At 37.0% G+C, this 16047-nt stretch carries 12 protein-coding genes; 8 read left to right on the top strand and 4 right to left on the bottom strand.

Features of this window, described 5'->3' with window-relative positions; translation table 11 throughout:
• Positions 1 to 25: 25 nt before the first annotated feature.
• Complete coding sequence (locus QWY87_RS14260; protein WP_290292424.1) at positions 26 to 2647, top strand: DNA gyrase/topoisomerase IV subunit A; 2622 nt, start codon at positions 26 to 28, stop codon at positions 2645 to 2647.
• Here the strand turns inward: QWY87_RS14260 and QWY87_RS14255 are convergent.
• Positions 2639 to 3235, bottom strand: a complete 597-nt coding sequence (locus QWY87_RS14255; protein WP_290292422.1) for a non-canonical purine NTP diphosphatase — start codon at positions 3233 to 3235, stop codon at positions 2639 to 2641. The two genes, QWY87_RS14260 and QWY87_RS14255, sit on opposite strands and share 9 nt — an antisense overlap.
• 202 nt (positions 3236 to 3437) lie before the next feature.
• On the opposite strand from QWY87_RS14255, the gene QWY87_RS14250 reads away from it, so the two are divergent.
• From QWY87_RS14250 to QWY87_RS14220, 7 genes are all read left to right on the top strand, one after another.
• The gene (locus tag QWY87_RS14250; protein ID WP_290292418.1) at positions 3438 to 5306 is read left to right on the top strand and encodes a DUF3604 domain-containing protein; all 1869 of its coding nucleotides are present in this window, start codon (positions 3438 to 3440) and stop codon (positions 5304 to 5306) included.
• 31 nt (positions 5307 to 5337) lie between these two features.
• Entirely contained in the window at positions 5338 to 7251 is a 1914-nt protein-coding gene (locus QWY87_RS14245) for a DUF3604 domain-containing protein (protein ID WP_290292415.1), read from the top strand.
• Positions 7252 to 7289: 38 nt separating this feature from the next.
• Positions 7290 to 7925: a Crp/Fnr family transcriptional regulator gene (locus QWY87_RS14240; RefSeq protein ID WP_290292413.1), complete on the top strand. Its 636-nt coding sequence runs from the start codon at positions 7290 to 7292 to the stop codon at positions 7923 to 7925.
• Between the two features lie 83 nt (positions 7926 to 8008).
• On the top strand, positions 8009 to 9856 hold the full coding sequence (locus QWY87_RS14235) for a DUF3604 domain-containing protein (RefSeq protein ID WP_290292410.1): 1848 nt from the start codon (positions 8009 to 8011) through the stop codon (positions 9854 to 9856).
• Positions 9857 to 9923: 67 nt separating this feature from the next.
• Positions 9924 to 10814: a peptidyl-prolyl cis-trans isomerase gene (locus QWY87_RS14230; protein ID WP_290292408.1), complete on the top strand. Its 891-nt coding sequence runs from the start codon at positions 9924 to 9926 to the stop codon at positions 10812 to 10814.
• Positions 10807 to 11820, top strand: coding sequence for a HupE/UreJ family protein (locus QWY87_RS14225; RefSeq protein ID WP_290292406.1), 1014 nt, complete (start codon positions 10807 to 10809; stop codon positions 11818 to 11820). The genes QWY87_RS14230 and QWY87_RS14225 overlap by 8 nt, the downstream gene beginning before the upstream one ends.
• Before the next feature lie 67 nt (positions 11821 to 11887).
• Positions 11888 to 12259 (top strand): hypothetical protein, encoded by a 372-nt coding sequence (locus QWY87_RS14220; protein ID WP_290292404.1) that lies wholly within the window; start codon positions 11888 to 11890, stop codon positions 12257 to 12259.
• Between the two features lie 85 nt (positions 12260 to 12344).
• Here the strand turns inward: QWY87_RS14220 and QWY87_RS14215 are convergent, their stop codons facing one another.
• The 3 genes from QWY87_RS14215 to QWY87_RS14205 all read right to left on the bottom strand — a co-directional run bounded on the left by QWY87_RS14215 (position 12345) and on the right by QWY87_RS14205 (position 16034).
• A complete protein-coding gene (locus tag QWY87_RS14215) occupies positions 12345 to 13154 on the bottom strand; it encodes a class I SAM-dependent methyltransferase (protein WP_290292401.1) in 810 nt (269 codons plus the stop codon).
• Between the two features lie 85 nt (positions 13155 to 13239).
• Positions 13240 to 14124, bottom strand: a complete 885-nt coding sequence (locus QWY87_RS14210; protein ID WP_290292399.1) for a DUF808 domain-containing protein — start codon at positions 14122 to 14124, stop codon at positions 13240 to 13242.
• Between the two features lie 32 nt (positions 14125 to 14156).
• Complete coding sequence (locus tag QWY87_RS14205; protein ID WP_290292396.1) at positions 14157 to 16034, bottom strand: mechanosensitive ion channel family protein; 1878 nt, start codon at positions 16032 to 16034, stop codon at positions 14157 to 14159.
• Positions 16035 to 16047 lie beyond the last annotated feature (13 nt).

Here is a 16047-nt window from a genome sequence, read left to right as displayed (position 1 = left end):
AAATCATTGTTAGTTTAAGCATCCAATGGCTGAATACGAAGAGATAGAAGAAAATAACGATCAAAACGAAGAAACAATCACCAAGATTGGTGGTATGTATGAAGACTGGTTTCTTGATTATGCTTCTTATGTAATTCTGGAGAGGGCCGTTCCGGGTATTAACGATGGATTCAAGCCTGTTCAAAGAAGGATCATGCAGTCTATGAAAGATCTTGATGATGGTCGTTATAACAAAGTAGCAAACCTTGTTGGACATACCATGCAATACCATCCTCACGGGGATGCTAGTATTGCTGATGCAATGGTTCAGCTAGGCCAAAAAGAACTTTTGATCGACATGCAGGGTAACTGGGGTAACATTTTCACCGGTGATCGCGCTGCCGCTTCGAGGTATATCGAAGCCAGATTGTCAAAATTTGCACTTACAGTGGTTTTTAATCCGAAAACTACAAAATGGCAAGCCTCCTATGATGGTAGACGTAAAGAGCCTATAGATTTACCGGTAAAATTTCCAATGCTACTGGCACAAGGCGCTGAAGGGATCGCTGTTGGTCTTTCTACTAAGATCTTACCGCATAACTTTAATGAATTAATTCAGGCCTCCATTAAAATTCTAAAAGGTCAAAGCTTTTCTATTTTCCCAGACTTTCTTACTGGTGGGATTGCTGATGTAAGTAATTATAATGAAGGCAAACGTGGCGGTAAAGTGCGCGTTAGGGCAAAGATATCTCAAAAAGATAAAACTTCGCTTGTCATTACTGAAATTCCTTATGCAACCAACACCTCTTCTTTAATTGAATCAATTCTTAAGGCCAATGAGAAGGGAAAAATAAAAATCAAAAAAATTGAAGATAATACAGCGAGAGATGTAGAAATTTTGATTCAACTTCCTGGTGGTGTTTCACCTGATAAAACTATTGATGCGCTCTATGCTTTCACGAATTGTGAAGTCTCCATATCTCCTCTATGCTGCATTATAGAAGATAACAAGCCTATCTTTATCGGAGTAAGAGATGCTCTTAAACATTCAACGCATCATACGGTTGACCTGCTGACCAAAGAATTAGAAATCCAATTGGCCGAATTAGAAGAGCAATGGCATTTCTCTTCATTGGAAAGAATATTTATAGAAAATAGAATCTATCGTGATATTGAAGAAGAAGAAACGTGGGAAGGCGTTATCAAAGCAATAGACAAGGGCTTAAAGCCACATATTAAGCATCTGAAAAGGGCTGTCACAGAGGATGACATCGTGAGACTGACTGAAATTCGAATTAAGAAAATATCCAAATTTGATATTGATAAGGCCAAGCAGTTTATTGAAGGTCTTGAAGAAAAAATCGCGGCTGTAAAGAATAATTTGGCAAATATTATTGATTACGCAATTAACTATTTTAAAGATCTCAAAGAAAAATTTGGTAAAGGAAGAGAAAGAAAAACTGATATCAGAATTTTTGAAGACATCGTTGCGACAAAAGTAGTCATGCGTAATTCGAAACTATACATGAATCGCGCCGAAGGGTTTATTGGTACAAGCTTAAAAAAGGATGAATTTGTTGCAGATTGTGCTGATATAGATGATGTTATCGTTTTTAGAAATGATGGCAAAATGCTTGTCACTAAGGTGGATAGCAAAACATTTGTAGGTAAAAACATCATTCATGCTGCTGTTTTCAAGAAGAATGATAAAAGAACTATTTATAACTTGATTTACAAGGATGGTAAAACAGGTGTTTCTTTTATGAAACGTTTTTCAGTAACATCAATCACCAGAGATAAAGAATATGATCTAACGACAGGTGCAAAAGGTTCTAAGCTACTTTACTTTACAGCGAATCCAAATGGAGAGGCTGAAGTGGTAACTATAAACCTTAGACCTGTTGGGCTTATTAAAAAGTTGAAATGGGATATTGACCTCGCTGATCTGAGTATTAAAGGAAGGGGCAGTAAAGGAAATATGGTTTCAAAATACCCCATTCGAAAAATTGAATTAAAAGAAAAAGGGGTTTCTACCTTAAAACCAAGAAAAATATGGTTTGATGAAACGGTTCAACGCCTTAATGTAGATGACCGAGGTGATTTGATTGGTGAATTTACGGCGGATGACCGCTTGCTCATCATCAACCAAAAAGGCGATTTAAAAACAATCATTCCAAACCTGAATACCCATTTTGATTCTGACATGATCGTCTTGGAAAAATGGAAACCTAATAAACCCATTTCAGTGGTTTATTATGATGGTGAAAGAGAACGCTATTATGTCAAAAGATTTATGATAGAGCATCCGGATCGGGAAGAAAAATTTATTACGGAACATCCCTCATCAAAATTGATGATTGTTGCCATGGACTACAGACCGATGGCAGAAGTCATTTATTCTAAAAGAAGTCTTGAAAACGAAATTATAAACTTTGAAGAATTTATTGCAGTAAAAGGGATTAAAGCACTTGGAAACCAACTAACTACAGAGAAAATAAAAGACATAAATTTACTTGAGCCTTTAGCTTATGATGAACCTGTCCTTGAAGAAGTTGAGTTGGTCGAGGAGGAAATTATTAAGGCCCCGGATGTAAATAAAAAAGAAGAATCAGATACTGATTCAGATGATAATGAAGAGGAAGATGAAGGTCAAATTACCTTATTTTAATCTTGAGGTTTGAACTTGTTTTGTAAGATACGCTACCAGTTTTTGAACCGCTAAACCACGATGAGAAATACGCCCTTTTGTTTCTATATCCATTTCTGCAAAAGTTTTGTCAAAGCCTAGAGGTTTAAATATAGGGTCATATCCAAATCCCTTTTCTCCTGAACATGATGCTTCTATATGACCATCACAAATTCCCTCAAAAAATAATTGTTCTCCATTTAGAATTAAGGAGATGACTGTCCTAAACCTTGCTTTTCTATTTTTAAATCCAGACATGGCTTTGAGCATTTTTTGAACGTTATCATCAAAAGTAGCGTTCTCACCTGCATAACGGGCCGAATAAACGCCTGGTTCCCCATTTAATGCTTCCACTTCTAAACCAGTATCATCTGCAAAACAGTCATAACCATAATGCAGCTTTACATGATCTGATTTAATTTTAGCATTTCCCTCTAATGTTGTTGCCGTTTCTTCGATATCCTCATGACAACCAATTTCATTTAGCGTCATGAGATTAAATGAATCTCCTAAAAGATTTTTAACTTCTTCTAATTTATGTTTATTATTGGTAGCAAATACGAGTTTCATAATTTACAATTTCAGGGAGCATCAAAAGTAAGCATAAATCCCCTCTTTTATTTACTTATTCATTGCATGAGAAAACTTAAATTATCAGATGAAATAAGAAGAAACCCGATTCATATACTATTTAAAAGGAATTCATTCTAACCTTCTTTTCTTAATATTTTTTCTTAAATTTAAAGTGATTAGACCCCTAACCCATTATGTCATGAAAAATCTCCTGTTTATTTTTAGTTTATTACTTCTTTTCTCTTGTGAAATAGAACAAAAAAAGGATATTCCTGAATTTGATCAAGAATCGATTAACGAAACGAAAGCTAACGATAAATATCCTACTGAGGTCTATTTTGGAGACACCCATCTTCACACAGACCTCTCAATGGATGCCGGAGCTTTTGGTAATCGAATAGGAATGGACGAGGCTTATCAGTTTGCCAGAGGCGACCAAGTTACATCCTCAACTGGAATTAAAACTAAATTATTAAAACCTCTTGATTTTCTGGTTGTTGCAGATCACTCTGACGGAATGGGATTCTTCCCGGACCTTATGGACGGAAAAGATCATGTGATGCAATACGAAGAATCCGTGAAATGGAAGAAAATGATTGATGAAGGAAATGGCGGGGAAGCTGCCATAGATATCATTAAAACTTTTTCACAAGGAAAAATGCCTTTTAAAACAAACGATGTAAGCATGATGACTCCTGTTTGGAAAAATGTAGTGGATGCTGCCGAAAAATATAACGATCCAGGAAAATTCACTGCCTTTATTGGCTATGAATGGACATCACTTATAAAAGGAAATAACTTACATAGAGTAGTTATTTATCGTGACGACGGAGATGTGGCAATTAAACAATTACCATTTACCAATGAAGATAGTTCTGATCCCGAAAGATTGTGGGATAATCTGGAAGGTTATGAGAAGAACACAGGAGGAAAGGTTTTGGCTATTCCTCATAATGGTAATTTAAGTAATGGAATGATGTTTGCCGAAACAACTGTTTCTGGCGAGGTCTATGATAAAAATTATGTTGATAGGCGAGCTCGATGGGAACCTTTGTACGAAGCAACTCAAATAAAAGGAGATGGAGAAACGCACCCATTCCTTTCACCTAATGATGAATTTGCTGATTATGAAAACTGGGATAAGGGAAATCTTGACATGAGTGAGGCAAAGACAAATGACATGTTACAATACGAATACACTCGTTCAGCGCTCAAACTCGGTTTAAAATACAAATATGAACTTGGAACCAACCCATATAAGTTTGGATTAATAGGCAGTACGGATTCTCATACTTCACTTGCTACTGCAGATGATGATAATTTCTTTGGAAAAGCATCGAATGTTGAACCCGGAAAAGACAGATGGAATCACCCTTTTATTCATTCTGAAAAAGGAACAGTAGCAACCTGGGAAACTATTGCCTCAGGATATGCAGCCGTTTGGGCACATGAAAACACCAGGGCCTCTTTATGGGATGCGATGATGCGAAAGGAAACCTATGCAACTACAGGGTCAAGAATGAAAGTGAGATTTTTTGGTGGCTGGGATTACTCTGATGAAGACCTTTCAAATGGGATGGTTAAACTGGGTTATGAAAAAGGAGTACCTATGGGAGGTGATCTGTCAAAAGGAGAGGGTAAACCTCCTACATTTATGGTCTACGCCCTAATGGACCCGGATCAAGGAAGTCTTGACAGAATCCAGATTGTAAAAGGCTGGCGAAATGAGGATGGAAGCCTGGCAGAAAAAGTATATGATGTGGTGTGGAGCGGTGAAAGAAAAGCAGGCAAAGATGGTAAAGTTCCATCTGTTGGAAACTCCATAAATTTTGAAAACGGATCCTGGGATAATTCCATTGGAGCAACTGAATTGAAAAAAGTATGGACAGATCCGTCATTCGACCCGGCCCTGGAAGCTTTTTACTATGTTCGAGTTATTGAAATCCCAACTCCCAGATGGACCCTATATGACAAATTGAATTTTGGTGCAGAGCTCTCAGATGAAGTTCCTCTTTTTTCTACTGAGCGTGCCTATACTTCTCCAATTTGGTATTCACCTACATATTAGAACAAACTCTTAATCTTAATTTAAGTAAATTATGAAAAATCTTGAATCTATATTTTTGATCCTTTTGATCATTCCTTTCTTTACTTTTGGTCAACAAGTAGGCGAAATGAAAATGGACATGAAAGAAGGTGAAAATATCCATAAAAAGAAAGGGTATTCGCCTTATGCAGGAAGGCATTTCCCCACACAGGTGTATTGGGGCGACACGCATTTACACACAAGTAATTCATTGGATGCCAGAGCCTTTGGGACTGTCCTGGGGCCTGAAGAAGCTTATAAACTAGCTCGTGGAGAAGAAATAACAGCAACACATGGTGAAAAGATTAAACTATCAAGGCCTCTTGACTGGCTTGTTGTAGCTGACCATTCAGATGGAATGGGTGCCATGAATGAAATCATAAAAGGTAATCCTAATTTGATGAAAGACCCAGTTGTAAAAGATTGGCACAATCGCGTAAATGAGGGAGGTAAAACGGCATTATTAGCTACAATGGATATCATCAATAGCTTTGCCTTAGGTAAGATCCCTCCTATTCTTTTAGACGAAGATTTTAGTCAATCGGTGTGGGAACGATATATCAAAACAGCTGAAAAATATAATGATCCAGGAACCTTTACATCAATTATAGGCTATGAATGGACCTCTACAGAAAACGGAAATAATTTACACAGAAATGTACTCTATCGTAACAATGGAGATATAGCCAAACAAATGCTTCCTTATACCACAAGTGAAAGTTTTAATCCTGAAGATCTATGGAAATGGATGGAACGCTATGAAGAAAAAACAGGTGGAGATGTTCTTGCTTTAGCCCATAACGGAAACTTAAGTAATGGCATCATGTTTCCTGTTGAAGTGAACCCGGCCACCGGCAAGGCCTTAGATGGTAATTATGCCAAACAGAGAATAAAGTGGGAGCCATTATATGAAATCACGCAAATTAAAGGAGATGGTGAGACACATCCATTACTTTCTCCAAATGATGAATTTGCAGATTATGAAAACTGGGAAAAAGGTAATCTTAACTTAAGTGTGGCTAAGACCGATGACATGCTGCAATATGAATATGCCAGGGAAGCCTTAAAGAACGGATTAAAAATGGAAGAGAGCTTAGGTGTCAATCCATATAAATTTGGAGTTGTAGGATCTACTGATTCACACACGAGTCTTGCAACGGCTGAAGAAGACAATTTCTTTGGAAAACATTCTGGAAATGAGCCAAGTGGCCATAGAGCAACTGGGATTGTAGCTGAATTCGAAGGAAATAAAGTAATGGATTGGGAATTGGTAGCCTCTGGCTATGCTGGTGTTTGGGCTACAGAAAATACAAGGGAAGCGCTATTCGATGCCATGGCCAGAAAAGAAGTTTATGCCACTACTGGTCCTCGGATCCTTGTTCGCTTTTTTGGTGGATGGAATTTTACAAAAGAGGATGCCCTCAATAGATTACCTGCTGAAATCGGGTATTCAAAGGGTGTTCCTATGGGCGGGGATATGTATACAGCTCCTAAAGGAAAATCTCCAAGCTTCTTAGTTGGGGCATTAAAAGATCCATATGGTGGAAACTTAGATCGGATTCAGATTGTTAAAGGATGGTTAGACAAGTCGGGTAAAACCCATGAAAAAGTATATAATGTGGTATGGAGTGATATGGATCAGAGAAAAGCTGGCAAGGATGGAATGCTTCCAGACGTTGGTAATACTGTAGATGTAAAGAATGCAACCTGGTCAAATTCTATCGGAAGGGCAGAACTTCTTTCTGTTTGGAAGGATCCTGATTTTGATCCAAAACTAAAAGCTTTTTATTATGCCAGGGTTATTGAAATTCCTACTCCTCGATGGACAGCCTATGATGCAAAAAGGTTTGGGGTTGAAATGCCAAAGGAATCTCCGATGACAACTACTGAAAGAGCCTATACATCACCAATTTGGTACACGCCTTAACACTATAATTTTTTTTATCTCTAAAAAGATCTCAGAACATGGGATCTTTTTTTTATTTTAGAACCAAATACGATTACATGGAAATCAATGAATTGACATCGTCGATCAGGCCTTATTTTTCAGATTTGTCAGACTGTGAATTACAAAGCCTTTTGGCTATTTCTGAATTCAAGACATATAAAAATAAGACCATTATCCTAAATGGTGGTAACATGTTGAAAAAGGCCTTCCTTGTCCTAAAAGGTAGCGTGAGAGGTTTTGTCATAGACAATGAAGGTCAGGAAAAGAATATCCTGTTGCGATCTAAAGGCATATTTGTAGGGGATGCTGAAGCTTTATTCACTAGTCAACCACAAAAGTTAACAATTATGAGCATGGATAAGACCATGGTTTTAATGTTTTCAATAGGATCTTTTGAAAAACTTGCAGATGAACACAAGGGAGTACAAAAATTATATCTAAATAGTTTGAAAGAAGCCATATTAAGATTGACTTATCGAGTGAATAGCATGATTACCATGAATTCTGAAGAAAGATACCTCGATTTATTAGAAAAAAATCCTGATTTTCTGAAAGACGCATATGATAAATATGTGGCCAACTACCTGGGTATTACCGCTGTTTCATTTTCTAGAATTAAGAAAAAATTAAATAAACAACAACTTAACAAATGATAACTTTTTTAGTGAGAAAATTATTTACTTTAGTATTCTATCGAATCACTAGACTAAATAAGAATAAGTTTCTATATAAGACGATGAAACTTTTCCCCCTGATATTGTTCTTGGTCATTTTTGTTGGCTGTAGTAAAAAAACACCCAAAACAGAGGAACTCCCTCAATCCTCTGAGACCATGGAACAAGCAGAAATCAAAATAAACCCACTTAAAAATGCCTATTTTGGAGAGACTCATGTACATACGAGCTCTTCTATGGATGCTTTTATTGGAGGTAATCGACTGACGCCGGAAGATGCGTATCGTTTTGCCCTTGGAGAAGAAGTGATTGCCAATGGAAGCCCTCATAAATTAAAACGACCTTTGGATTTTTGTGCGATTTCCGATCATGCCGAATATCTTGGTGAAACCTATACCTTAATGAATGAAGGTACACCTGGTTACGATGATCCCGTAGCCAAGCAAATGCGCGAAGCCGACAATTATGAAGATGCCATGGCCTTATTTGTAAAATATGTGATTACACCTGCCAGAACGGGAGGGTCTTCGCACCCGGATTTTTATCAGGGACAAGCATCAACCATGTCAGGCTGGCGTAAGAATTTTATCGCCACAGAAAAATACAACAGACCAGGCGAATTTACAACCCTTCATGCCTTCGAATGGACTTCGGCTCCTGACGCTGGTAATTTGCATCGCAATGTGATTTTTAGAGATACCATTCTTCCTGAAATCCCCTTCAGTGCTAATGACAGCAGGGACCCTCAAAAGCTTTGGGCCTGGATGCAGCTGCAAATAGATCAAGGATCAACCTTATTAGCCATCCCCCATAATTCAAACGGAAGTAAAGGCATGATGTTTCCCGAAACAGATATTGAAGGAAATCCGATAAGTCAGAAATATGCCAATATGCGTCAAAAAATGGAACCCTTAATAGAAATGATGCAGATTAAAGGAAACTCTGAAGTACATCCTCTATTTTGGCCAAATGATGAATTTGCTGATTTTGAGATGGCCTATTCTATTCAAGATTATAGTGGACGGAAATTTGAAAAGAGGAATTATGTTCGTTACGGTTTGGAAAGAGGTCTTAAATATGAAGAAGAATTGGGTGTAAACCCTTTTAAATATGGATTTGTTGGCGGCACTGATAATCATAATGGAACACCAAGTAATGTAGAAGAAGATAATTACGCTGTTGGCAGTCACGGCTATGCAGATCAAACTGCTGAAAATCGCACCAAGCAAGCAATCGATGGTTGGGCAACGGCTTACGACATTAATCCCGGAGCGCTGACAGGTGTTTGGGCACAATCCAACACTCGTGAGGCCATTTGGGATGGATTATACAATAAAGAAACATTTGCCACAAGTGGTCCCAGAATGAAAGTGCGCCTTTTTGGTGGTTATGATTTTAACACTACATATAGTGACAATACCTTTGTTGAAGATGGCTATGCCAAAGGCGTTCCAATGGGTGGAAACTTAACCAACGCTATTGGAAAAAATCCACAATTTATAGTTTGGGCAGTCAAAGATCCTATAGGTCCGGGGCTGGATCGAATTCAGATCATAAAAGGATGGATGGATCGTGGAGAAATGAAAGAAAAAATCTATAATGTGGCCGTTTCTGACAGTAGAGAGATCAAAGCTGATGGAACCGTTAGCCCCTTAAATGTAACTGTAGATTTAAAAACAGGTGATTTTAATAGAGACAAAGGCAGTACCCAACTCTTGACAGTTTGGACAGATCCCGATTTCGATGCCTCACAAAAAGCGTTTTATTATGCCAGAGTATTGCAATTACCCACTGCCCGCTGGAATTTATATGATGAAATAAGAGAAGGTGTCAAATTTCCCAAAACGGTCCCGAAGACCTTAGTTGAAAGAGCCTGGTCCAGTCCTATTTGGTATAGTCCCAAGAAATAAAAGATTCTTTAAGAGAGATCTTTATCATGAATATCTTATTTTTAAGTCATCAAATTTTTAGATCAATATGAAAAAATTATTGAAAGAACCCTTGTTTCATTTTTTATTGATGGGCATTGGCTTGTTCATTATCTATGGAATCGTTTCAAATGATCAGACTAATGAAGAAACTATTGTGATCAATGATTTTGATGTTGACAATATCATTGCAAGTTGGGAAATGCAATGGAAGCGGTTACCAACTGATGAAGAATTAAAGAGTTTGATACTTCAAAACATCAAACAAGAAATTTTTTATCAAGAGGCACTTAAGATGAATCTTGATCATAATGATGAAATAATTAAAAGACGCTTGTCGCAAAAAATGCAATTTCTATCCAGTGACATTGCGAGTTTAAACGAGCCTAATGATGATGAAATACTGGCTTTTTATAAAGATAATATCGAATCTTATATGAGCCAAAATTCATACGAATTATATCAAATAATTTATAGTCTTGACTATCATAATAATCCTAAAGCAGAAGCCAAAAACATGCTGCAAAGTATTTCGCAGCAGGACCCAAAAATGGCCGAAAATTTAGGTGATAAGATGCCATTCCCTTTTTATTTTAAGTCAGTAGATGAAAGTGAGTTGAATCGTCAGTTAGGATTAAATTTTACTGATGAACTTGAAAAAATCGAAGTTAACCAATGGACAGGCCCTATCCAATCGGGATTTGGTTACCACCTCGTTTTTATCGCTGACAAAAAAGAGTCAGCACCAATCCCTTTTAATGATATACAGGCTGATGTACTTCGTGATCTTGAATACGAAAACCAGAAAAAGATGAATGAAATGATTTTTGAAGAATTTCGTAAAAATTACAATATAGAATATGATTTGAATCCTGATAAGTTCGATGATAGTTTTATTGAATTTCTTAAAAATAATGAAGTAAACAATATTGATGGATAAACTGGATCACAAAATAAAACTGAAGTCTTTCTTTCTGGTTATAATGTTTTTGATTTTGACACCTTCCTTGGTCAAGGCACATGAAATAAGGCCGGCTTATTTACAAATCATACAGGTTTCAGAAACAAGTTATGAAGTATTTTGGAAGGTTCCTAGTATGGGGGATGCAGTGCCCAGGATTCAACCCGTTTTTCCGAAATCCTTTACTATTGAAACCCTTAAGAATCCAAATCAGATTCCCGGATCAGTTATTTACTACTACAGTATTAGTTCAACAGAGCCTCTGAGAGGTCAGATGCTTTCTATTCAAGGTCTAAATAAGACCCTAATTGATGTTTTGGTAACGATATCTTATCTAAACGGTGAAAAAGCAAGCTTCATGCTACAAGCCGACAAGGATTCACAAATCATACCTGGCCAAACCAGTTCATATGATGTGATCAAGACGTATACCATACTGGGAATAGAACATATTCTATTAGGCATTGATCATTTATTATTTGTACTGGCACTCATTTTAATTACGCAGGGCAAATGGAAAATAATAAAAACAATTACAGCCTTTACGGTGGCGCATAGTATTACATTAAGTCTTGCGGCATTGGGTTACGTGAGTTTTCCTGGAGCACCGGTTGAAGCTGTTATAGCTCTAAGTATTGTTTTTCTGGCCGTAGAATTAGTACATAATATGGAAGGGAAACAAACCTTAACAAGTCGTAAACCCTGGATTGTTGCCTTTAGTTTTGGCCTGCTCCATGGCTTTGGTTTTGCAGGTGCCTTATCTGAAATTGGACTCCCACAACAAGATATTCCTTTGGCCTTAGCTTTCTTCAATGTAGGAGTTGAATTAGGACAAATCATGTTTGTGGTTGTTGTCTTGCTGCTGCTTCAAATTCTAAACCTCAAAAAGCAATGGCCAGCTTATGTAAAAAAGGTCCCTGCCTACGCAATAGGTTCAATTGCAGCTTTTTGGATGATACAAAGGGTTGTAAAGTTTTGGGATTAAATCAGTCGATTTTATTGGATTGAAAGAGCGTATTTTGTAATTTTAAGCTTTAAGTGGTTTGTTAACAATGAAAAAAGCGATATACATATCAGCTTACCTCGGCGCTTTCCTAGTAATAATCAGTTATATTGGTCTCAAATTTGAACTTAATTTTATTCACTGGTCTCTCCCGCTTGGGATTGGACTATTATCGATCGTAGCACTTCCACTCTTTATCGTTGACTATTTTGATCGAAAAAAAAAATTGAATAAGCAAAAGAACTACCAATCACATGATAAAGAATTCGCCCATAGTGATGCTTCCAAACAAACTAAAAAAAACAGCGTGGAGAGCTACCCAACTTTCAGCCAAAGAAAGAGCGGTTTAAAGTGGGGAGGTGGCAACATACATGGTTCAACTGCAAAAAGAGGTTCTAAAAGAGGTTTCTTGAGGCATTGAAGAACTCTCATCACCTCGATAGTCATCACTACACGCGCAAGCGCTTGAGTTTATTACTATTTCCTGTTCCAATAGCTGCTGACTATTACTGTGCCTTTAACGCCTTAATGGCAAATACCATAGGAATTTTATTTTCCAAATGCTTTATCCTATATTTTTTAGGCTCAAATTCAATGGTGTGTTTAAAACAATTGTACGGTGAATAATCGTATTCTTTAAGTAAATCTATGCGTAGCCCGTTTTTAATAAGGTTATGTATTATGTCACTAAGACTGTGATTCCAAACGATGCATTCTTGGCTTATCTGAGCCTCTCTGTCAGCATAAGTTCCATCTTCAGTTTCAACCATGGCTCCGGCGTTAAAATAATTATATTCAATTTTTTCAAAATCATCGTCAAACATCCAGACTACCGGGTGAAACTCCACAAATACAAAATGACCATCTGGCTTTAAAAATCGGGAAACTATTCTCGCCCATTTATCCAGATCAGGTAGCCAACCAATCACTCCATAACTTGTGTAAACAATATCAAACTGCTCCTCTAAATGGTTGGGCAAATCGAAAATATCACAGCAAATAAAGGTTGCATCAACCTTGCATTTTTCTGCAATTTCTTTAGCCTTTTCAATAGCTTTATCTGACAAGTCTACGCCTGTTACAATTGCACCTTCTCTGGCCATTGAAATCGTGTCTTGCCCGAAATGGCATTGAAGATGTAAGATACGCTTGCCCTTTATGTCTCCCAAGAATCCAATTTCAATAGAATTCAACGACGATTTTCCTGATAGAAAACCTTTCATATCATAAAATTCAGAGTTGATATGAGCATCTACCCTATTGTTCCAGGATGCTCTATTAATTTCTTTATAATTCTTTTCAGGTTGAGATTTCATTGAATAAATATATTTAAAATCTATGGTCATTTACTTTTAAACTCCTATGTGGCTATATTTTTAACAAGGCTGTACCTTAAAAGCTCTATGCACCGACCAACATGATCTTAATCTTCTTAAAAGCTTTAACCAAAGCAAAAGCTACAAACCCCACGATCAACCCCATTAACAATTCAGCAATGATAATTGGTAAGGCGTGTAACATATCATGAATTTCCTGAATATTGTGAACAAATAAACCGCCTCCAACAAGCAACATAGCTATGGTTCCAACAACAGCTAGCAATTGTATCAATTTTGGGAGAGAATATACCAGGCCTTTTCCCATAATAACTAAAGAAGACTTTACAAACTGGCTTTTGCCTCTTGCCATCTGTATAAATTTCATACCCATATCGTCCATGCGGACCATCAAAGCAACGATGCCATAGACTCCAATAGTAGCAATAATTGCAACAATAGATACCACCATTATTTGCTCCATTATAGGTTTGCCTGTTACCGTTCCTAAGGCAATCATAATGATTTCCAAGGATAAAATAAAATCAGTTATAATGGTAGATTTAATCTTCGCCTTTTCAACGACAAGCAATTCGTCTTCAGTTAAGGTTTGAACATTGTCTTCTTCTTCTAGTTTTTTATGAAAAAAAGTGTGAACGATTTTTTCTACGCCCTCAAAACTCAGGTATACACCGCCAATTAGTAATATGGGTGTGATCAATTGAGGCGCATAGGCGGTTAACAAAAACGCAAAAGGCAAAATAAGCAGCTTGTTGATAAATGAACCTTTTGTAATGGCCCAAAGTACAGGCAACTCTCTTGATGCTCTGAAACTAGATGCCTTTTCGGCCCCAACAGCCAAATCATCACCCAGTACACCAGCCGTTTTTTTGGTGGCTACTTTCGCCATTACAGCTACGTCATCCATTAAAACCGCGATATCATCTAAAATTGCAAAAAACCCTGTCATTTACTTATAATAGGTTTAAAATATACGAAGTATCAATTATTATTTTCTTTTTGATCGATTTTATCGTCATCAAGATCAATAGTTTTATTATTTACATCATCTAAATGTAACATTTGCGTAGGGAACGCAAATTCGATACCTGCTTCATTTAATTGTCGAATAATTTTAATATTTACACCCTCAGCATGCTCCATAAATTCCCAATGATTTGGTGGGAAGTGCCAGTATAATACAGAGATATTAAAGGCATCAGCACTAATATTATTAAAAAATACGCGAGGTGGATAATCAGCGTTATTTATCGCTTGGTTCGGATGATTTTTTTCACCTTCAGGCACTGATAATATATCTCGTATCATCCCAACAATTTTCTCAACCTCTTCATAAGGCGAGCCATGTTTCATTCTGATGTCAAAATCTCTTCTAATAAATGGCCTGGCTTGAATATTTTCAATCTCAACTGATGCCATTTTCTCATTTGGAATAGAAACCAAGGGTCCCGTAAGCAATCTTATTTGTGTTGACCTGATTCCAATGGATTCAATGGTACCATTATAATTGAGAACATTTACCCTATCATTTACACGATAAGGTTTATCGGCAAATATGGTAAAACTTCCTATTACATTTTCTAAGGTTGACCGCGCCGCCAAAGCGATAGCCAAACCTCCTATCCCAACACCCGTAAGCAACGGTACAATTGAAACACCAATCTGGGACAAGCCTATAACTATTATAAAAACGGATATAAATATGGCGCCAACCATAAAAGTTGCTCTTGTATAGGTCGCCTCAATACCTATCTTCGCTACTTTAGGAGCGTTAATGATCACTTCTGCAACAGCCTGAATAACGTTATAAGTAAGTAAGGATACAAAGAACCAGAATATTGATTCCAGAAACAACTTTGTTACAACCAAGGTCGTACCTGTTATATTGATCTGTTCATTTAGAAACTTGTTCAAAAAAACTGTAATAACAATCAAACATGCGTAAAATATGGCTTTACTCCATTTTCGAATCAACAAGGAAACCTTCTCACTTTCTAAAATCAAAATTCTATTCAGAATTCTAATCACTACAAATGCGACAAGAACAGAAATCAACATGGCGAGCCATTGCCAAATGGTTTGATAATAATACATTTTGGTTGACCATTCCGGCAAGTATTCGCTCCATCTGGGTGGCATGAGCAATCCAGGCGTACTGATGTAAAAATCATAAAAACCTTCCGTAACCTCACGGTCCGTTTTATAAGGGAGGTTCTTCACCTGATCATAAAATTTTGGCAGTTTTTCAACTGTTTCAGCCGAAAACATATATTCTCCCTGAAGTATGCCTTCCTCTACTTTAACCAAGATGATTTCAGTATTTGGAATTTTCCATGAATATAATTTGGGATTTTTTTTGGTTTCCAAATCTATTTCAACATCTTGATAATCTGGAACTTCCTCAAAATCAGGCAGATTAATCTTGTCTAAGACCTCTTTGAGCATAATGGCTCTGCCATAACCCAAATCTTTCTGTAATGATGGCGGAAATTTTCTAAGATCCATGCAATAGGTCGCCCTTTCAAAAAAGAATTCAGCCTTCTTCACATCCTCCTTCACCTCATCAGCAATAAAGTATCCCGGAATTTCAAGGTTCCTTTCGTTTGCATCCATCAAAAAAGTGTAAGAACTATTCATGTTTTCCATGAAGTTCATCAATACAGCCCGGGGACTAGATCTATTAGTCGTTTCCAGTGGATTATTAAACGATACGATCTTTGCACTGTCCTGCGCAGTATAAACTGAATCAATTGAGATGTCTAAGGAATCAGTACTTTGAGCACTCATATTCCAATAAGAAGAAATCACTAAAACAGCTAATAAAACAAATCTTAGTTGATCTACTAAAGCATTTTTCATTAATATATTATTA

This window comes from Lutimonas halocynthiae, from assembly GCF_030409835.1.
Classification (GTDB): Bacteria; Bacteroidota; Bacteroidia; order Flavobacteriales; family Flavobacteriaceae; genus Lutimonas; species Lutimonas halocynthiae.
The sequence above is the reverse complement of the archived record's forward strand: the minus strand, read 5'-3'. Positions and strand labels throughout refer to the sequence as shown.